The 18,586-nt window shown below is 68.2% G+C and carries 13 protein-coding genes; 4 read left to right on the top strand and 9 right to left on the bottom strand.

Translation table 11 applies throughout. The annotated features are described in order from the left end of the window. Window positions 1-41 precede the first annotated feature (41 nt). From RG19_RS10710 to cyoA, 7 genes are read right to left on the bottom strand one after another with little or no spacing between them, the layout of a single operon-like run. A complete protein-coding gene (locus RG19_RS10710; RefSeq protein WP_058835256.1) occupies window positions 42-578 on the bottom strand; it encodes a response regulator transcription factor in 537 nt (178 codons plus the stop codon). Next, window positions 568-1,965 (bottom strand): ATP-binding protein, encoded by a 1,398-nt coding sequence (locus RG19_RS10705; protein ID WP_082672610.1) that lies wholly within the window; start codon window positions 1,963-1,965, stop codon window positions 568-570. The genes RG19_RS10710 and RG19_RS10705 overlap by 11 nt, the downstream gene beginning before the upstream one ends. Then, complete coding sequence (locus RG19_RS10700) at window positions 1,928-2,731, bottom strand: SURF1 family protein (protein WP_058835255.1); 804 nt, start codon at window positions 2,729-2,731, stop codon at window positions 1,928-1,930. The genes RG19_RS10705 and RG19_RS10700 overlap by 38 nt, the downstream gene beginning before the upstream one ends. Continuing rightward, window positions 2,731-3,162 (bottom strand): cytochrome o ubiquinol oxidase subunit IV, encoded by a 432-nt coding sequence (cyoD, locus tag RG19_RS10695; protein ID WP_058835254.1) that lies wholly within the window; start codon window positions 3,160-3,162, stop codon window positions 2,731-2,733. The genes RG19_RS10700 and cyoD overlap by 1 nt, the downstream gene beginning before the upstream one ends. Further along, window positions 3,159-3,788 carry a cytochrome o ubiquinol oxidase subunit III gene (gene cyoC, locus RG19_RS10690; protein WP_058835253.1) on the bottom strand — a complete coding sequence of 210 codons (630 nt, stop codon included), beginning with the start codon at window positions 3,786-3,788 and terminating at the stop codon, window positions 3,159-3,161. Before cyoC ends, cyoD begins: the two co-directional genes overlap by 4 nt. Continuing rightward, on the bottom strand, window positions 3,781-5,796 hold the full coding sequence (gene cyoB, locus RG19_RS10685; RefSeq protein ID WP_058835252.1) for a cytochrome o ubiquinol oxidase subunit I: 2,016 nt from the start codon (window positions 5,794-5,796) through the stop codon (window positions 3,781-3,783). Before cyoB ends, cyoC begins: the two co-directional genes overlap by 8 nt. Window positions 5,797-5,838: 42 nt before the next feature. Next, entirely contained in the window at window positions 5,839-6,897 is a 1,059-nt protein-coding gene (cyoA, locus tag RG19_RS10680) for a ubiquinol oxidase subunit II (protein WP_058835251.1), read from the bottom strand. 173 nt (window positions 6,898-7,070) lie between these two features. Between cyoA and RG19_RS10675 the strand changes: the two genes are divergently transcribed. Then, window positions 7,071-8,384, top strand: coding sequence for an MFS transporter (locus tag RG19_RS10675; protein WP_058835250.1), 1,314 nt, complete (start codon window positions 7,071-7,073; stop codon window positions 8,382-8,384). A gap of 797 nt (window positions 8,385-9,181) precedes the next feature. Here RG19_RS10675 and RG19_RS10670 read toward each other — a convergent pair. Further along, complete coding sequence (locus RG19_RS10670) at window positions 9,182-11,953, bottom strand: TonB-dependent receptor (protein WP_058835249.1); 2,772 nt, start codon at window positions 11,951-11,953, stop codon at window positions 9,182-9,184. Window positions 11,954-12,266: 313 nt separating this feature from the next. Here RG19_RS10670 and RG19_RS10665 point away from each other — a divergent pair, with 313 nt between their 5' ends. Next, entirely contained in the window at window positions 12,267-13,301 is a 1,035-nt protein-coding gene (locus tag RG19_RS10665) for an oxygenase MpaB family protein (RefSeq protein WP_425599698.1), read from the top strand. Between the two features lie 65 nt (window positions 13,302-13,366). Here RG19_RS10665 and RG19_RS10660 read toward each other — a convergent pair whose 3' ends face one another. Continuing rightward, entirely contained in the window at window positions 13,367-14,992 is a 1,626-nt protein-coding gene (locus RG19_RS10660) for an alpha-glucosidase family protein (protein WP_058835247.1), read from the bottom strand. 213 nt (window positions 14,993-15,205) lie between these two features. Here RG19_RS10660 and RG19_RS10655 point away from each other — a divergent pair, with 213 nt between their 5' ends. Both RG19_RS10655 and RG19_RS10650 read left to right on the top strand, forming a co-directional pair. Continuing rightward, window positions 15,206-16,690 (top strand): MFS transporter, encoded by a 1,485-nt coding sequence (locus RG19_RS10655; protein ID WP_058835246.1) that lies wholly within the window; start codon window positions 15,206-15,208, stop codon window positions 16,688-16,690. 14 nt (window positions 16,691-16,704) lie between these two features. Continuing rightward, window positions 16,705-18,486 (top strand): alpha-amylase family glycosyl hydrolase, encoded by a 1,782-nt coding sequence (locus RG19_RS10650; protein ID WP_202905375.1) that lies wholly within the window; start codon window positions 16,705-16,707, stop codon window positions 18,484-18,486. Window positions 18,487-18,586 lie beyond the last annotated feature (100 nt).

Here is an 18,586-nt window from a genome sequence, read left to right as displayed (position 1 = left end):
GGTCGGGCGCGGCCGCACGCCGTGGCGGTCGCGGTCCGCCCTCACTTCACTCGCCGCTTCTCCAGCTTGCGGGCCAGCGTGCGCCGGTGAAGCCCCAGGCGACGTGCGGCTTCGGAAATGTTGAAACCGGTCTCGGCCAGGGTTTCGTGGATGTGTTCCCACTCCAGCGTCTTGATCGAGGTCTTCCGCGCGGTCAGTTCGACGTCGACGCTGCCCTCGGCACGCTCGAAGGCGGCTTCGATGTCGTCGGTGTTCGACGGCTTGGCGAGGTAATGGCAGGCACCGAGCTTGATCGCCTCCACCGCGGTGGCGATGCTGGCGTAGCCGGTCAGGACCACGATCAGGGCCGCGGGCACCTGCTCGTGCACGATCTTCACGCAGGACAGGCCGGAGGCGCCGCCGGCGAGCTTCAGGTCCACCACGGCGTGGGTCGGGGTGTACTCGGACAGCAGCGTGTCGAGGGTCTCGTCGCTGACGGCCGTGCGCACGGTGTAGCCGCGGCGCTCGAACGAGCGGGTCAGGGTACGGGCGAAGGCGGCGTCGTCCTCGACGAGCAGCAGCCGGCGGTCAGTCGTCATCGTCGTGCTCCTCGGCAGGCAGCGCCAGCGACGACAGCGGCAGCACCACGGTCACCACGGCACCGCCCTCCGGGCGGTTGCGGGCGGACAGGCGTCCACCCAGTGTGCGGGCGACGTTGACCGACAGGAACAGGCCGAGGCCGCCGCCCGGGCGGTCCTTGCTCGAATTGTAGGGCGTGCCCAGGCGTCGCAGCACGTCGTCGATGAAGCCCGGTCCGGTGTCGGTCACCTCGATGACCAGATCGCTGTCGCGGCAGGACACATCGAGGGTCACATGGTCGGGCGAGGCCTCGAGCGCGTTGTCGAGCACGTTGAACACCATCTGCCGAAGGCCGGTGTCGGAGACGATCGCAGGGTTGGCGTCGCAACGGCTGCGGTAGGCGAATTCCGGTGTCGGGCGCGACGCGGCCCATTCGTCCGCGAGGTTGTCCAGGAACGCGTGGAGCGTGGTCTGGGCCGGGGCCTCGCCGCGGGTCTCGCCGGCGGAAAGCAGGATATTGGTGACGATCGCCTTGCAGCGCAGGACCTGGGTCTGCATCTCCTTCACGTCGGCCAGCAGTTCGGCGTCCGATCTGAACGCGGGCAGGTGCTGCCAGTCGCCCAGGATCACGGACAGCGTCGACAGCGGTGTTCCGAGCTCGTGGGCGGCGCCGGAGGCCAGCAGGCCCATGCGGACGACGTGTTCCTCCTCGGCCGCGCGCTGGCGCAGGGCGGCGAGGTGCATGGTCCGGTCACGCAGGATCCGGCCGATGCGGGCGATGAACACCACCAGCAGGGTGGCCATCAGCAGGAAGCAGATCAGCAGGCCCTGTACGTAGGGATCGGCGAGGCCACGGCCGGGATCGACCGGAATCGCCGTGGGGCCGGGAAAGACCACCAGGCCGACCACGCACAGCGCGGTGGCGGCGGCCAGCATCCAGTTGGCGGGCGAGCGCAGCAGGACCGCGCCCAGCGCGACCTGCAGCAGGTACAGGAACACGAACGGATTGGTGATGCCGCCGCTGAGATACAGCTGCGCGGTGAGCGAGCCGATGTCCACCAGCAACGCCAGCAACAGCGCACCGCCGGCGATCCGGCTGCGGCCGTGCCACCAGGCCAGGCTGATCAGGTTGAACACCACGAGCACGCCGAGCACGGCGAACATCGCCTGCAGCGGCAGGTCGATGCCGAGGCCGTAATGCACCACGAGGATGGCCGCGACCTGACCCACCACGGCGATCCAGCGCAACTGCACCAGCTGCTGCATGTTGCGCAGGCCGGCCCGGTCGCGGTGTGCGCTCAGGCCATCGGGGCGGGGCAGAACGTCCGCGATCACATCGGCGGCGATGCCGTCGTCGCCGGCGGCGGTGTCAGCGGGGTGGGGACGGTCCGGGGTCGGATGCGGCATGGGTCTCTCCGGGAGACCGACGATGGTGCCGCAAACGGCGGTCGAGCACGACCAGGCAGCCGCCGGCGACCACGGTCAGCAGGGCCATGGCGAACCAGGTCAGCGCGTACTGCAGGTGGTGGTCGCGGAACCGCACCACGGTCATGCCGCCGCGCGGCCACCCGCGCATGGCCGGGTCGCGTTCGGCGTCGACGAAATAGGGCGCCAGCGCGGCTGCGTCCAGCCCGCGCGCCTGACCGATGGCGGCGACGTCGCGCGAGTGCCAGCGGTCTTCGGCCGGGTCATTGCTGCGCAGGAAGCCGCCACCGGGCTCGGTGATGCGCAGCAGACCGGTGACCTCCACAGGCCCCGCAGGCGGCGGTGCGGCGTCCTCGCCCAGCGGCACGAAGCCGCGGTTGACCAGCACGATATCGCCGTCTTCGGTGCGCAACGGGGCGAGCAGCCACCAGCCGCCGTCGATCTCGGTCACCGCCTGGGTGCGCGCCTCGTCGACGGGCAGGTACTCGCCGCGCAGGTGCACGCGGCGGTAGGCGTCGTCTTCATCGAGCGCCGCCCAGGCCGAGCGTGGCGGGGGCGCCTCGGGCGCGGCGTGGATGCGGGCGTCCACACGTTCGATCAGGTCCTGCTTCCAGGCCAGCCGCTGCACCTGCCAGATCCCCAGCGCGACGAACCCCACGAAGGCCGCGGCCAGTGCCGCGGCGAACACGATACGCAGGACCGGCCGGCGCGGCCGTGCATCCACGGCGGGGGCGGCCGGTCCCGTCATCACTGCTGCTGCAGGTTGCGCAGCATCTCTTCCATGTCGTGCGCCTCGGGCATCATGTTGGTGTTGAGGTGGTGCATCACCCACAACGAGCCCGCCAGCACGATGACCACCAGTACCACGGTGAAGATCAGCGCGAGCAGGTTCCAGCCGCCCTCGGACTTCGCGTTCATGTGCAGGAAGTAGACCATGTGCACCACCACCTGCACGGCGGCGAAGCTCAGCAGCACCACCGCGGCGACGGTGGAGTTGGGCACCACGTCGGCCATGACCAGCCAGAACGGGATGACGGTGAGCACCACCGACAGAATAAAGCCGGCCATGTAGTCCTTGGCCGAGGCGTGCGGGATGCCGTCTTCGAGGTGGTCGTGGTGGTTCTCGGGCGGGTCCAGGGTGCCGTGGTCGCTTCCGCCGTGTCCGCTGTGCGCACTCATGGCAGGACTCCCATCAGGTAGACGAAGGTGAAGACGCCGATCCACACGACGTCGAGGAAGTGCCAGAACATCGACAGGCAGGCGATGCGGCGGGTATTGGCGCGGGTCAGGCCGTACTTGTTGACCTGCACGCACAACACCACCAGCCAGACGACACCGAACAGCACGTGCAGGCCGTGGGTGCCGACCAGGGCGAAGAACGCCGACAGGAACGCGCTGCGCTGCGGGCCCGCACCCAGGTGGATCAGGTGCATGAACTCGTAGATCTCGATGGCCAGGAAGCCCACGCCGAGCAGGCCGGTGAGCGCCAGCCAGCCGATCACCGCCTTCTTCCGGCGGTTCTGCATCGCGATCATCGCGAAGCCGTAGGTGATCGACGAGATCAGCAGCACCGCGGTGGCGACCGCGATCAGATTGAGATCGAACAGGTCCGCACCCGAGGGGCCGGCCGCGTAGTTGCGACCGAGCACGCCGTAGGTGGCGAACAGGCAGGCGAAGATCATCAGATCGCTGAGCAGGTACAGCCAGAAGCCCAGCAGCGTGGCGTTCTCGGGGTGGTGCTTGTTCTCGGTGTCCAGGAAGACGGGCGTGCCGTCCTCACGGGTCAGGGCGATGGGCTCAGACATGGGCTTTGCTCAGTTGCTCGGTGCGCGCTTGCTCGGTGGCGGCGACCTCTTCGACCGGGATGTAGTAGTCACGCTTGTAATCGAAGCTGTGCCAGATCGTGTAGCCCACGATCGCCACCAGCGCCACGCCCGCCAGCCACCACACGTGCCAGATCAGGGCGAAGCCGCAGATCGTGCTCAGCAGCGACAGCACCACGCCCGCCGGGGTGTTCTTGGGCATGTGGATCGGCTTGAACCCGCTGGTGGGCCGCTCGAACCCGCGCGCCTTCATGTCCGACCAGGCGTCGTTGTCGTGCACGACCGGAGTGAACGCGAAGTTGTAATCCGGCGGCGGCGACGAGGTGGACCATTCCAGCGTGCGGCCGTCCCACGGATCGCCGGTGTGGTCGCGCAGCTGCTCGCGACGGCGGAAGCTGATGTAGATGCAGAACAGGAACGCGGCGATGCCGATGGCGACCAGCACCGCGCCGAACGCGGCGATGACGAACCAGATCTGCAGCGACTGGTCCTCGAAGTGGCTCATGCGGCGGGTCACGCCCATCAGACCCAGCACGTAGAGCGGGGTGAAGGCGAACCAGTAGCCGGTGAGCCAGAACCAGAACGAGACCTTGCCCCAGAAGTCGTCGAGCTTGAAGCCGAACGCCTTCGGGAACCAGTGGGTCATGGCCGCGAACAGGCCGAACACCACGCCGCCGATGATCACGTTGTGGAAGTGCGCGACCAGGAACAGGCTGTTGTGCAGGACGAAATCGGCCGGCGGCACGGCGAGCAGCACGCCGGTCATGCCGCCGACGACGAACGTCACCATGAAGCCCAGCGTCCACAGCATCGGCACCTCGAAGCGGATGCGCCCGCGGTACATGGTGAACAGCCAGTTGAAGATCTTCGCGCCCGTCGGGATCGAGATGATCATCGTGGTGATGCCGAAGAACGAGTTGACGCTGGCGCCCGAGCCCATGGTGAAGAAGTGGTGCAGCCACACCAGGTAGGACAGGATGGTGATCACCACCGTCGCGTACACCATCGACGAGTAGCCGAACAGGCGCTTGCCGGAGTAGGTGGACACGATCTCGGAGAACACGCCGAACAGCGGCAGGATCAGGATGTAGACCTCCGGGTGGCCCCAGATCCAGATCAGATTGACGTACATCATGGCGTTGCCGCCAAGATCAGCGGTGAAGAAGTTGGTGCCCAGATAGCGATCGCAGGTCAGCAGCGCCAGCACCGCGGTCAGCACCGGGAACGACACCACGATCAGCACGTTGGTGCACAGCGAGGTCCAGGTGAACACCGGCATCTTCATCAGATCCATGCCCGGTGCGCGCATCTTGATGATGGTCACCAGCAGGTTGACGCCCGATAGCAATGTGCCGACACCGGCGATCTGTAGCGCCCATATGTAGTAATCGACACCCACACCCGGACTGAAGCCGATGCCCGACAGCGGCGGGTAGGCCAGCCAGCCGGTGGCGGCGAACTCGCCGAAGAACAGCGACACCATCACCAGCATCGCGCCGGCGGTGGTCATCCAGAAGCTGAAGTTGTTGAGGAACGGGAACGCGACGTCGCGCGCGCCGATCTGCAGCGGCACCAGGTAGTTCATCAGGCCGGTGACCAGCGGCATCGCCACGAAGAAGATCATGATCACGCCGTGGGCGGTGAAGATCTGATCGTAGTGGTGCGGCGGCAGGTAGCCCATGTTGTCGCCGAACGCCATCGCCTGCTGCAGGCGCATCATCAGCGCGTCGGCGAAGCCGCGCAGCAGCATCACCAGGCCCAGCACCATGTACATGATGCCGATCTTCTTGTGGTCGATGCTGGTGAACCAGTCCTTCCACAAGGTGCCCCACAGGCGGTACTTGGTGATCACCGCGAGCATGGCGACGCCGGCGATCACGGTGCCGACGAAGGCGGCCATGACGATGGGGTCGTGCAGCATGGGAATCGAATCCCAGCCGATGCGGCCCAGGACGGGGGAGTGGGGCAATGCGCCGTAATCAGAAGACATCGAGGAGTTCCGGGTAACGCTTAAGGGCGACGGGTGCGGGCGTCAGGGCGCCTGCAGACCGCCGACGACGGACGACAGCAGCGGGGCGACGGTTTCCACCGTGCACACGCCCGCGGTGATGTACGGGCCGGAGCGGGCATCGCCCTGGCTGGGCAGTGCGAGCGCGTCCAGGCCGCGCAGGCCGAGGCCGCCGGCGGCGTCGAGCGCCATGATCTGGTCCATGCACAGGCGGTCGATGTCGACGCAGCGGTTGACGATGGCATCGAACAGGCTGCTGTCCACGCTGGCGAAATGACGCGCGGCCTCGCGCTGGCTGGGCTTCTCGAGTTCCAGGTACTCGGTGCGGCCGAGGCTGGTGCCTTCTTCGCGCGCCTGCGCGACCCAGTTGTCGAAATCGCCCTCTTCCAGGCCGTGGAAGCGGAAGCGCATGTGCGAGAAGCCGGCGCCGCTGTAGTTGGCCGAGAAGCCTTCGTAGTCACCGGGCTTGTTCATCACCGCATGCAGGGTGGTCTGCATGCCCGGCATGCCGTAGATCATGCCGGCCAGGGCGGGCACGTAGAACGCGTTCATGACCGACGACGAGGTGATGCTGAACTTGATCGGGCGGTCGATCGGGGCCGCCGCCTCGTTCAGCGAGGCCACGCCGTATTCCGGATAGATGAACAGCCACTTCCAGTCCAGTGCCACCACCTGGATCTCCAGCGGCTCCATTTCCGCGGGCACCGGCCGGTTGGCGTCGATGCGGTCCAGCGGCCGGTAGGGGTCGAGCAGGTGGGTGCTGATCCAGGTCACCGCGCCCAGCGCGATGATGATCAGCAGCGGCACGCCCCAGATCACCAGCTCCAGCTGGGTGGAGTGGTCCCAGTCCGGGGTGTACTTGGCCTTGCGGTTGGAGGCCCGGTAACGCCAGGCGAACCAGAAGGTCAGGAAGATCACCGGCACGATGACGATGAGCATCAACACCGTGGACACGATGATCAGGTTGCCCTGTTGCGCGGCGATATCGCCGGGCGGGGACAAGACGAGGAGATTGCAGCCTGCCAGCAGCGCGGCCAGCCCGAGGGCGGAGACGATACGCAGGAGGGTCCTGGGAAGGGTCATGAGGGTCTAGCGGCCGGATGACACGAATCCCCGGGACTTTAGTGTCGAGCGGCCCCGGGGGCGATTGGACGTTTTGTCCCATCGCGCGCGCGCGCCGGGACTGCGACACTTGCCGACGCTGGCGGGACTGCACCCGCCGTCCTCCCGTTTTCCTGCAAGCCGAAACCGAGCCGATGTCCGTACATCCAGACGCCACCCTGTCCGACCACGACCACGGTACCAAGGCGGGCCACGACATCGCGCCCGGCGAGATCGCCGTGGGCGTGGTGATCGGCCGCGCCTCCGAGTACTTCGACTTCTTCGTCTACGGCATCGCCTCGGCGCTGATCTTCCCGGCGATCTTCTTCCCGTTCCTGGACCGCTTCGAGGCCACGCTGGCCTCGTTCGCGATCTTCGCGCTGGCGTTCCTGGCGCGGCCGCTGGGTACGGTGTTGTTCATGAAGATCCAGACGCGCTGGGGGCAGGGCGTCAAGCTGACCGTCGCGCTGTTCCTGCTGGGCACCGCCACGGCCGGCATCGCGTTCCTGCCGGGTTACGCGACGCTGGGCGCCACGGCCATCGTGCTGCTGGGCGTGTTCCGTTCGCTGCAGGGCGTGGCCCTGGGCGGTTCCTGGGACGGGCTGCCGTCGCTGCTCGCGCTGAATGCGCCGAAGGAGCGCCGGGGCTGGTATTCGATGCTGGGACAGCTCGGTGCGCCGGTCGGTTTCATCATCGCCGCATCGGTCTTCGCGTTCCTGTACGTGAGCCTGAACGAGGAAGACCTGCTCAACTGGGGCTGGCGTTATCCGTTCTTCGTGGCGTTCGCGATCAACGTGGTGGCGCTGTTCGCGCGGTTGCGGCTGGTGATGGCCGACGAGTACCAGAGCCAGATGGGCCAGCTCGAACTGGCGCCGACACCGGTGCGCGAGTTGTTCCGCGAAAAGGGCCGGCACGTCTTCATCGGTGCATTCGCCGCGCTGGCCAGCTACGCGCTGTTCCACATCGTGACGATCTTCCCACTGTCGTGGATCGTGATGTTCTCAGACCAGTCGATCTCGAGCTTCCTGATGGTGCAGATCGTCGGGGCGTTCCTGGCGGCCGGCGCGGTGATCGCTTCGGGCTACATCGCCGACAAGGTGGGCCGCGCGCGCACGCTGGGCGGTCTGGCGCTGGCCATCGCGATGTTCAGCGGCTTCGCGCCAACGCTGCTGGATGCGGGCAATGTGGGGCAGTCGGCGTTCGTGCTGATCGGTTTCGTGCTGCTGGGCCTGTCCTACGGTCAGGCGGCCGGTGCGGTGACGGCCAACTTCGGTCGCCGCTACCGCTACACGGGTGCGGCGCTGACCTCCGACCTGGCGTGGCTGATCGGCGCGGCCTTCGCCCCGCTGGTGGCGCTGTGGCTGTGCGTGAACTACGGGCTGGCATGGCTGGGCGCGTATCTGCTGTCGGGTGCGGTGTGCACCGCGATCGCGCTGGCGATCAACCGCAAGCAGAATTACCGGACCTGATCGCGCGCAGCGCCCGGTTGCGGAGAATGACGGCGGCCTCTGGGCCGCCGTTTTTTGTGCTTCTCCCGACGGGGTGGCGACGGCGAATGCCTGGATGTGTCGCTTCGTTTTTCTGCGTCGCGACCTGATGGGCCCCGTCGTAGCCGGCAGGCCCTTGCTGCGAATGTTCCCCGGTCACCGCCATCCGGCGATGGCCTCCTCCTTGATGTCGCGCAATGGCCCACCGGCCACGACGGGGGTGGGCTTGCGGATCCAGCGGGTACCGTCGCCGGGTCGCCCGCGCTTCGATTCTTGAACGTCTGGGAATCATGCGGGGTTGGGGAGTGGCAGTCGTCATGCCAGGCGACTCGACTCGCGCCGTACGTTCTTCGATATCGGCTGGCGCCTGAAAGCCGGTCACTTTCACGGTCGTCCAGGCCCCCCGCCGGAACACATTCCCGGCAGCGCATGAAACAGCGGTGTCCGCCTCGTTCCGCACGCCGAAGCTTCGTCGGAACCGGCGGCCTTCTCGGCGAAATCAAGGAGGAGGCCGTCGCCGCATGGCGGCGGCCGGGGGACATTCGCGCGAGGAGGCTGCCGGTTCCGGCGAGGCCCCTCAGGTCACGTCGTTGCGAAGCGCTGCGGGGAGCATGCCCCCCTGCAACGAGCGCGGTTCTCTCTTCCGTCGCCGGGCCAGCCAAAGGTCATGCTCCCGCCGAGGGCTGCCTTGGTGCAAACGCCCGATGCCGAATGAGCGAATCGCCAGAAGACCGACGCGCTGCGCCTGCGTGCCGCAATCACCCCGATGAAGCGCCCCCTCAGAACCGGTAGTTGAGCCCCAGCAGATAGGTCCGGCCCCATTTCAGGTACTCCAGCGGGCGGTCGCGGGTGCCGGCGTAGGTCTGGTAGGCCTCGTCGGTGAGATTGCTGACCTGCAGCAGCAGGCTCAGGCCGGACCACGCGCCTGTGTCGGCGAAGGTGTAGCCGATCTGCGCATCGGTGATGTTCTCGCCGACCACGTAGCGCAGCGTACGGTTGCCGTCGAAGTTGCCGATCTCGCCGATGAAGTCCGAGCGCCGGCGCTGGCTCACACGGGCCTCGAAGCCACCCCGCTCGTAATACGCGGTCAGGCTGTAGACCCGGTCGGACAGGCCGGGCAGGCTGATGTCGCCGTCGCCCACGCTCGACGCGCTTTCCGGATCGCGGATGCTGATGTCGGAATCGTTGAAACTCGCGCTGGCGACGATGCCGAAGCCGCGCACGCGTTCGCTGAACAGCTCGAACGGCAGCGACGCCGTCAGCTCCAGGCCTCGCAAGGTGCCGCCATTGCCGTTGTAGGGCGCGCTGAAATCGCCGATGGCCTGCACCGGGGCCGAGCCCGGCTGCGGCTCGAAGTCGGCGAGCAGATCGGAGAAGTCGTAGCCGTCGCGGGTCTGGGTGTAGATGTAGCTCTTCAGATCCTTGTAGAAGAATGCCGCCGCCACATACGCCTGGCCGTCGAAATACTTCTCGTAGGAAATGTCGAACGCATTCGCGCGCCACGGATCGAGCTGCGGGTTGCCGCCGGCGCCGCCGGGGCGACCGGTCGACGTGTCCACTCCGAACTCCAATGCCGCGCGCAACTGATCCACACGCGGACGGGCCACCTGCTGGGCGGCCGCCACACGCAAGGTCTGGTCGTGGGCGAACTGGAACGCCAGGTTCAGGCTGGGCAGCACCTCGGTGTACCGCTTGCCGTCCTCGAACGGCTGCACGTTGCTGCCCTCGGGCTGGGTGCCGTCCCAGTAGTTCGCACGTGAGGACTGATCCACGCGCTGGACCTGCACGCCGATGTTGCCGGTCACCGGCACCGTGCCCCACTGGGTGTCGATGTTGGCGCGCAGGAAGCCGGTGGCGATCTCCTCGTTCACGCGCCAGGCCTTGGGCACCAGATAGGACAGGTCGTCGACCGGATCGAAGAGCATGTAGCGGCCGACCGCGCCGGGTACGTTCCAGGCCGGGATCAGGCCGATGCCGGCGAAGCCGAGATCGACATGGCCGAGCTGCAGGTCCGGGCCGATGGTGGTGTCGCCCTGGGCACCGAGCAGGATGTTGCCCTCGGGCTGGCGCTTGGTCTTGCTGCGGTCGGCGTAGTTGATGCCGATATCGATGTCCGACAGCCAGCCCGTCGCCTGCGGCGCGGGCAGCGAGGCGGCCAGCCGCAGGCCGGCGAGTTCGTCCACCACGCTCGGTGTCTTGCCGTAGCCGGAGCCGTAGATCGTCTCGGTGAGGAACAGCGTGTCCGCGTTGGAGTAGTCCAGCCCGGGCCTGATCTGCGAGAAGCCGTCGCGGCGATAGTGCAGCCCGACCGTGTCGAGCTGCGGCATCGGCGCCAGCTGGGTGTTGTTCTCCAGGCCGAGTTCGTTGCGCCGCGCCTTGGACCAGCTCACGTCGGCCAGCAACCGCACCTGGCCGAGGTTGAATTCGTTGCCCCAGCCGAAGGCGTTGATCTCGTCCTTGCGCTCGTTGTACATGCCGCGCACCAACGGATAGACGCCGCTGGCCACGCCGCCGGTGAAACTGCCGTTGTCGTTGACCTCCGGATCGGTGATCTGCAGGCCGGGCGTGTAGCCGCCGTTGTAGTCGCCGAGATTCACTTCGAACTGATGGGCGGTGTCGGTCTGCTCGGCTTCGGAGTGGAACAGGTCGAGGGTGCTGGTCCAGGCGTTGGAGGGGCGGAACTGCAGCGTCGCCATCACACCGTCGCGGCGGATGTTGCCGACCCGCCGCAACGCCTTGATGCCGTCGGCGAAATAGGTGCCCTCGGCCACACCCGGGCGCTCGCCCGCGCCCACCGCCTGCCACGGCTCGTACAGGCCGACCTGCTCTTCGTGCAGGGGCATGTCGGAATGCGAATAGCCGATCGAGAATCCGAAGCGCCGGTCGGCGGACTGGTCGATGTAGCTGGCGTTGATGCGGTGGCCCATCGCATCGGTACCGGCGGCCGAGCCCAGCGAGTTGTGCTGCAGACGGCCGCTGACCGCGATCACGCGCTCGTCGAAACTCAGCGGACGTGCGGTCTGCATGTCCAGCGTGCCGGACAGGCCCTGGCCGATCAGGCCGGCGTCGGGCGTCTTGTAGACGGTGACGCCGCTGACCAGCTCGGACGGATACTGGTCGAACTCCACGCTGCGGTTGTCGCCGGTGCTGACCATCTCGCGGCCATTGAGCAGCGTGGTCGCGAAATCCGGCGACAGGCCGCGCACGCTGATCACCTGGGCACGGCCGGCCACGCGCTGCGCGGACAGGCCGGGCAGGCGGGCGATGGATTCGGCGATGCTCACGTCCGGCAGCTTGCCGATGTCCTCGGCCGAGACCGCCTCGACGATCGAGCTGCTGTCGCGCTTGACCGCGATGGCGTTCTCGATGCCGCGGCGGATGCCGGTCACCTGCACGCGGTCGAGCTCCTGCATGTCGGCGTCCGCTGCACTCGCGGGTCCGGCCGGAGGTAGTGCGTCGGACGTCGTGGGTGTTTCCTGGGCCTGTGCCGCGACCATCCACATGGCCGACGACAACGCCACGCACAGCAGCTTGCGATCGAGCTTGCGCATATCCCCCTCCCGAAGGTGATGTCCGAACGGCGGCGACCGCTTTGGTCTGGTGTGTCGGGCCTGCAGCCGATGGTGCGCGGCCATGGTAGAGCGGGGTGCGCGCATGCAGCGCGCGCTGCATACGTATTCATGGCATGCATGCGGTGCGGAGGGACCGGGCGCCGCCCCGGACGCGCTTCCGTCGGGGGGCGGCAGGGGTGCAGCCGTGCCCGGCGGGCGTAAGGGCCTCCGGGACGCACATGAAGGTATTTCACGCGCGTCGGAACCAGGGCATGCGAAGCGGTGTGCGCGAGTGTGGCGACGCCTCGGCGCCATGATCCGCGACCACGGCGCGCTAGCATGGGCCATGGGCTCCGGATCCGGACGTGGCGCCACTCCCTTCAGCGCCGCCGCGCGGGCCGCGGTGCTGCGCGTGTTCCCGCGCGGCCAGAGCGGCATCGACTACGACCGGCCGGGGGGCGATCCCGGCCTGTTCGGGCCGGACAGTGCGACCTGGCGCATCCACGGGGACTTCCCGGGCATGCTCGCCGGTGGGCTGTGCGCGCTGATGATGCAGACCCTGCACCCGCGCGCGCTGGCCGGTGTCTGGGACCATTCCGATTTCCGTCGCGACATGGTCGGTCGCCTGCGCCGCACCACTGCCTTCATCGCCGGCACCACGTATGCGGGACGCGCCGAGGCGGACCGCTTGATCGCGCGGGTCGCGGCGATCCACGCGCAGGTGCGCGGATGCACGGCCGACGGCGAGCCCTATGCCGCCGACGATCCCGATCTACTGACCTGGGTGCACACGACCGAGGCCTATGCGTTCCTGCACGGGTTCCGGGCCTACGGCGGCATCGAGGTGCCCGATGCGATGGCGGACCGCTATTACGACGAGGTGCGTCGCGTCGCCGAAGCGCTGGGTGCGCGCGATGTGCCCGGCGATCGCGCCGCGGTCGACGCGTATTTCGAGCAGGTGAGGCCGACGCTGCGCGTCGATGCGCGTTCGCGGGAGGTGCTGGCCGTGCTGCGGCGCATCCGGCTTCCGGTGCCGGGGGCGGTGGCGTTGCGTGGCCTGTTCATCGGAGCGGGTGCGGCGCTGTTGCCGCCGTGGGCGGAGGCGATGCTCGGGTTCGGGCCGATACGGCGTGGCCGGCATCGCCTCGGTGCCTGGTCGTTGGGGCGCCTGGCGCCGGTGTTCCGCGCGGCGCTGCCGGATGGCGCGTGCGCGCACGCGTGCCGTCGCGTCGGGGTCGCGCCTGCACGGATGCAGCGCTGGCCCATGGAGCCGGCGACGGTGACGGCGATATCACCCCCGATCAGCGCCGACCGCCGCTGCGACAGCAAAGGTCGTTCCGGCCGTTGACCGTCATCCGGTCGCCGCGAATCCGGCCCGGCCCGTGAGCGGCGAGCGCGCCCAGCGAATCCGGCTCAGCCCGGTTGCACCGAGCGCCGCGCGATGTACAGCCCGTGCGGTGGCAGACGCAGCGATGCGCCGTCGATGTCGCCCATCGGCAGGCCGTGACCGTCGACGGCCGCGAGACCCGCGATTTCCGTCGGCGCCCAGGCGACGGAGACGGGGGAGAGATTGAAGACGATCAGCCATGTGGCCTCATGCGTGCGGCGTTCGAACGCCAGCACAGGTTCCGGCGCATCGAGGAAGACGATGTCGCCCAGGCGCAGTGCCGGCTGTGTGCGCCGCCACTGCAGGAAGCGGCGCGTATGCGCGAGCACCGAATGCGGGTCCGCCTCCTGTGCGGCCACACTGCGCGCGCGGTGTGCCTCGGGGACCGGCAGCCACGGCGTGCCGCTGGAGAACCCGGCATCCGGGTCGCCCGTCCACGGCATCGGGGTGCGGCAGCCGTCGCGGCCCTTGAAGTTGGGCCAGAACGCCAGCCCGTACGGGTCGCGCAGCGCTTCGTAGGGCACGTCGGCTTCCGGCAGGCCCAACTCCTCGCCCTGGTACAGGCAGACCGAGCCACGCAACGTGCACACCAGCGCGACCATCTGCCGGGCGAAGGCGTCGTCGGCATCGGCGCCGCCCCAGCGCGTGACCGCGCGGACCACGTCGTGGTTGGAGATCGCCCAGCACGGCCAGCCGTCGCCCATGGCGTCTTCCAGCCGCTGCACGGTGTCGCGGATGTAGCCGGCGCTGAAGTCGTCGGTCAGCAGCTCGAAGCTGTAGCCCATGTGCAGACGGCCGGGCCGGGTGTATTCGGCGGTGGTCGCCAGCGAGTCCTCCGACGAGATCTCGCCCAGCGCGCAGCTGTCGCCATAAGCATCGAGCAGGGTGCGCAGGCGCTCCAGGAACGGCAGGTTCTCCGGCTGGGTGTTGTTGTACCAGTGGTACTGGAACGCGTAGGGGTTGTCGGCGCTGAAGCCGCGGCCGGTACGCAGCGCCGGGGGCTTGGGCGGGTTGTCGCGCAACTGCCGATCCTGGAAGCAGAAATTGATCGAATCCAGGCGGAAGCCGTCGACGCCGCGGTCGAGCCAGAAGCGCACGTAGTCGAGCGTGGCGTCCTGGACGGCGGGGTTGTGGAAATCCAGGTCGGGTTGGCTGGCGAGAAAGTTGTGCAGGTAGTACTGGCCGCGGCGCGGTTCCCACTGCCAGGCCGGGCCACCGAAGATCGACAGCCAGTTGTTGGGCGGGGTGCCGTCGTCGCGGGCGTCGGCCCACACGTACCAGTCGGCCTTGGGGTTGTCGCGCGAGGCGCGGCTTTCCAGGAACCAGGGATGCTCGGCGGCGGTGTGGCTGAAGACCTGGTCGATCATCACCTTCAGGCCGAGCGCGTGCGCCCTGGCCAGCAGCGCGTCGAAGTCGGCCAGGGTGCCGAACATCGGATCGACGTCGCGTTGGTCGGCGATGTCGTAGCCGAAGTCGTGCATCGGCGAACGGAAGAACGGCGAGACCCAGATCGCGTCCACCCCCAGCGAGGCGATGTGGTCGAGCCGCTCGACGATGCCCGGCAGGTCGCCCACGCCGTCGCCGTCGGTATCGCGGAAGCTGCGCGGGTAGATCTGGTAGATCACCGCGCCGCGCCACCAGGGTGTGGTCATCGTGTCCTCGGCCTGCTGCTGGGGCGTCGTGCCCGGATGTCGGGGGCGCCACTATTTCATGCGCGGCCTGCTGCTGACGACGCCCGCGGCGGTGCCGACGGCATGAATACGTATGCGGGTGCGGTGCTGCACCCGCACCGCCCACTAGGATGACGTGACCGCGGCGATCGGCTTCGTCGCCCCCATCCGTATCGCACCCGGAGTGCCCGACGCATGAGTCCGAAACCCCAGCTCACGTTCTGGCAGATCTGGAACATGTGCTTCGGTTTTCTCGGCATCCAGTTCGGCTTCGCGTTGCAGAACGCCAACGTCAGCCGGATCTTCCAGACCCTGGGCGCGGAGATCGAGCAGATTCCGCTGCTGTGGATCGCCGCGCCGCTGACCGGGCTGATCGTGCAGCCCATCGTCGGCTATCTCTCCGACCGCACCTGGACGCCGCTGGGCAGGCGCCGGCCGTACTTCCTGTTCGGTGCGATCTTCGCCTCGCTGGCATTGTTCGTGATGCCCAACTCGCCGGCGCTGTGGATCGCCGCCGGCACGCTGTGGATCCTGGATGCGTCGATCAACGTGTCGATGGAACCGTTCCGTGCCTTCGTCGGCGACCAGCTGCCGCCGCGGCAACGGCCGATGGGCTTCGCGATGCAGAGCTTCTTCATCGGGATCGGCTCGGTGATCGCCAGCATGCTGCCCTGGCTGCTGGCGCATGCCGGTGTCGCCAACACCGCCGCGGCGGGCGAGGTGCCCGACACGGTGAAGTACGCGTTCTATCTGGGCGGCGGGGTGATGTTCCTGGCGATCGGCTGGACCGTGCTGCGTACGCGCGAGTACCCGCCCGAGGTGTTGCGCGCGCACGACACCGCGCCGCCGTTGCGGCAGGCGCCGCTGGACCGTGTGCGCAGCCGCCGCAACGGCATGGCCTGGAGCGCGACCGGCACGCTGGCCGCGCTGGCGATCGCCGGCTTCTCGCTCGACCCGCAGCTGTACATCCTGGCCGGCGTGGCCGTCGCCTACGGGCTGGCGCTGCTGGTGTTCGCGCGTCCGGGCGCCGACGGCATGGTCACCACCATCCTCGGCGACCTGCAGGCGATGCCCGGCGCCATGCGACGGCTGGCGCTGGTGCAGTTCTTCTCGTGGTTCGCGCTGTTCGCGATGTGGATCTATGCCGGGCCGGCGGTGGCGGCCACCCACTTCGGCAGCAGCGATCCGCAGTCGGCCGCCTACAACGACGGCGCCAACTGGGTCGGCGTGCTGTTCGCCGCCTATAACGGATTCGCGGCGCTGGCGGCGATCGTCATCCCGTGGGTGGTGCGCCGGGTGGGCTTGCGCGTCGGTCACCTGGTCAACGTCTGGCTCGGTGCAGCCGGCCTGCTCTCGTTCCTCTTCATCCGCGATCCGCAGTGGCTGCTGCTGTCGATGGTCGGCGTGGGCTTCGCCTGGGCCTCGATCCTGTCGCTGCCGTACGCGCTGCTGTCCGACAGTCTTCCCGCCGAAAAAATGGGCATCTACATGGGCATCTTCAATTTCTTCATCGTGGTGCCGCAGTTGGTCGCGGCCAGCGTGCTGGGCGTGCTGCTGAAGCTGGCGTTCGGCAATCAGCCGATCATGGCGCTCGCGCTCGGTGCCGCGAGCCTCGTGCTCGCCGGTCTCTGCGTGCTGCGCGTGCCGGAGCCGAGCGCCGATGCGGAGGCGGCGGCATGACGCGTCGCGGACGGATGCGCGCGACACTGGGCCTGTGCGTGGCCCTCGCGCTGTCGGCCTGCGGCGGCGCGCCCGGCCAGGGGACGGGCGAAACGACGGAGACGGCGGCTGCGGCAGGTGCGCCGGGCGCCCCCGATGCGGGTTCGCTCTACGGCACTCTGGAGCCGTTCGCCGAGCACGCGATCTACTTCGTGGTCACCGACCGCTTCGTCAACGGCGATCCGGACAACGACCACCGCGACCAGGGCGGTGCGCACCCGACCTTCGACCTGCCGATCCGCTGCGAAGACGGCATCGACGGCAACGTCGGGTATCTCGGCGGCGACTTCCGCGGCCTGCTCGACAACGCCGGCTACATTCACGACATGGGCTTCGGCGCGGTCTGGATCACCCCGATCGTCGACAACCCGGACGAGGCCTTCACCGGCGGCGACCCGATCAGCTGCGGCAGCTCGCTGACCGACCGCGGCAAGACCGGCTACCACGGCTACTGGGGCACCAACTTCTATCGCGTCGACGAACACCTGCCCAGCGCCGATCTCGACTTCCGCGGCCTTACCGACGGCCTGCGCGCGGCCGGCCTGAAGACGGTGCTCGACATCGTCGGCAACCATGGCTCGCCATCGTGGACGATGCCGGTCGCGCAGCCGGGTTATGGCCAGGTGTTCGATGCCGACGGGGGATTGATCGCCGACCACCAGAACCTGGCGCCGCAGGACCTCGACCCCGCCGGCAATCCGCTGCATGCGTTCTACAACCCGACCGGCGTCGTCGACGCCGAGCAGGGCTCGATCTTCGACGGCAATCTGGCCCAGCTGTCGGATTTCGATGCGGCCAATCCCGAGGTGCTGGACTACCTCGCCGGCGCCTACGAGCAGTGGATCGACCAGGGGGCGGATGCCTTTCGCATCGACACCATCGCCTGGATGCCGCATGCGTTCTGGAAGGCCTTCGCCGATCGCATCCGTGCGCGCCGACCGGGCTTCTTCATGTTCGGCGAGGCATTCGATTTCGACGCCGCGCGTATCGCCGAGCACACGCTGCCGGAAAACGGTGGCATCAGCGTGCTGGACTTTCCGATGAAGGCGGCGATGGAGGCGGTGTTCGCCGAGGGCGAGGGCTTCGAACGTCTGGTCGAGCCGCTGTACCTCGACGAAGGCCCGTACGCCAATCCCTACGATCTGGCGACCTTCTACGACAACCACGACATGCCGCGCATGGACGCCAGCGATGCCGGATTCATCGATGCGCACCATTGGCTGTTCACCGCACGCGGTATCCCGGTGATCTACTACGGTTCGGAAACCGGCTTCATGCGCGGGCGCGCCGAGCATGCGGGCAATCGTGCCTACTTCGGTCAGGCACGCGTGGATGCCGCGCCGACCCATGCCATCCACCGCCAGCTCACCCGGATCGGCCAGCTGCGCCGCGACAGCATCGCCCTGCAGCGTGGGCTGCAGGCGAACGTGCGTCTGGCGGGAGACGACGCGGTGTTCTACCGCGTCTACGAGCATGACGGCGTGGCGCAGACCGCGCTGGTCGCGCTCAACAAGGGCGATACGCCGCGCCCGCTCGCCCTCGGGCAGGTCTTGCAGGCAGGCGCGTGGCGCGACGGACTCGACGCCGGCGATGTGGTGCTCGACGACGACGCGACCCTGGACGTCCCGGCGCACGGCGTGCGTGTGCTGTTGCTCGACACGCCGCTGGATGCAGACGGCCGGCGACGGCTGCGGAGCTTGCAGGCGGCCGCGAAGGGCAGCGCCAGTGCAACGCCCGCACCTGCAGCGGTGGACTGAGGGTCCGGCGCCTGCGCAGCGCCCGTCCCGCCGGGCGACTGCAGACACACGTTCCGTCCGGGGGCGGGCGCTCGCGGTCGCCTCAGCGGCGGTGCAGTAC

Origin of the sequence: Luteimonas abyssi (assembly GCF_001482195.1) — a bacterium.
In the GTDB taxonomy this organism is placed as follows: Bacteria; Pseudomonadota; Gammaproteobacteria; order Xanthomonadales; family Xanthomonadaceae; genus Luteimonas; species Luteimonas abyssi.
The sequence above is the reverse complement of the archived record's forward strand: the minus strand, read 5'-3'. Positions and strand labels throughout refer to the sequence as shown.

Excerpts from the sequence above, each read along its gene's own strand:
- RG19_RS10710 (WP_058835256.1), bottom strand. The coding sequence starts at position 578 with ATGACGACTGACCGCCGGCTGCTGCTCGTCGAGGACGACGCCGCCTTC.
- RG19_RS10705 (WP_082672610.1), bottom strand. The coding sequence starts at position 1,965 with ATGCCGCATCCGACCCCGGACCGTCCCCACCCCGCTGACACCGCCGCC.
- RG19_RS10700 (WP_058835255.1), bottom strand. The coding sequence starts at position 2,731 with ATGACGGGACCGGCCGCCCCCGCCGTGGATGCACGGCCGCGCCGGCCG.
- cyoD (WP_058835254.1), bottom strand. The coding sequence starts at position 3,162 with ATGAGTGCGCACAGCGGACACGGCGGAAGCGACCACGGCACCCTGGAC.
- cyoC (WP_058835253.1), bottom strand. The coding sequence starts at position 3,788 with ATGTCTGAGCCCATCGCCCTGACCCGTGAGGACGGCACGCCCGTCTTC.
- cyoB (WP_058835252.1), bottom strand. The coding sequence starts at position 5,796 with ATGTCTTCTGATTACGGCGCATTGCCCCACTCCCCCGTCCTGGGCCGC.
- cyoA (WP_058835251.1), bottom strand. The coding sequence starts at position 6,897 with ATGACCCTTCCCAGGACCCTCCTGCGTATCGTCTCCGCCCTCGGGCTG.
- RG19_RS10675 (WP_058835250.1), top strand. The coding sequence starts at position 7,071 with ATGTCCGTACATCCAGACGCCACCCTGTCCGACCACGACCACGGTACC.
- RG19_RS10670 (WP_058835249.1), bottom strand. The coding sequence starts at position 11,953 with ATGCGCAAGCTCGATCGCAAGCTGCTGTGCGTGGCGTTGTCGTCGGCC.
- RG19_RS10665 (WP_425599698.1), top strand. The coding sequence starts at position 12,267 with ATGATCCGCGACCACGGCGCGCTAGCATGGGCCATGGGCTCCGGATCC.
- RG19_RS10660 (WP_058835247.1), bottom strand. The coding sequence starts at position 14,992 with ATGACCACACCCTGGTGGCGCGGCGCGGTGATCTACCAGATCTACCCG.
- RG19_RS10655 (WP_058835246.1), top strand. The coding sequence starts at position 15,206 with ATGAGTCCGAAACCCCAGCTCACGTTCTGGCAGATCTGGAACATGTGC.
- RG19_RS10650 (WP_202905375.1), top strand. The coding sequence starts at position 16,705 with ATGCGCGCGACACTGGGCCTGTGCGTGGCCCTCGCGCTGTCGGCCTGC.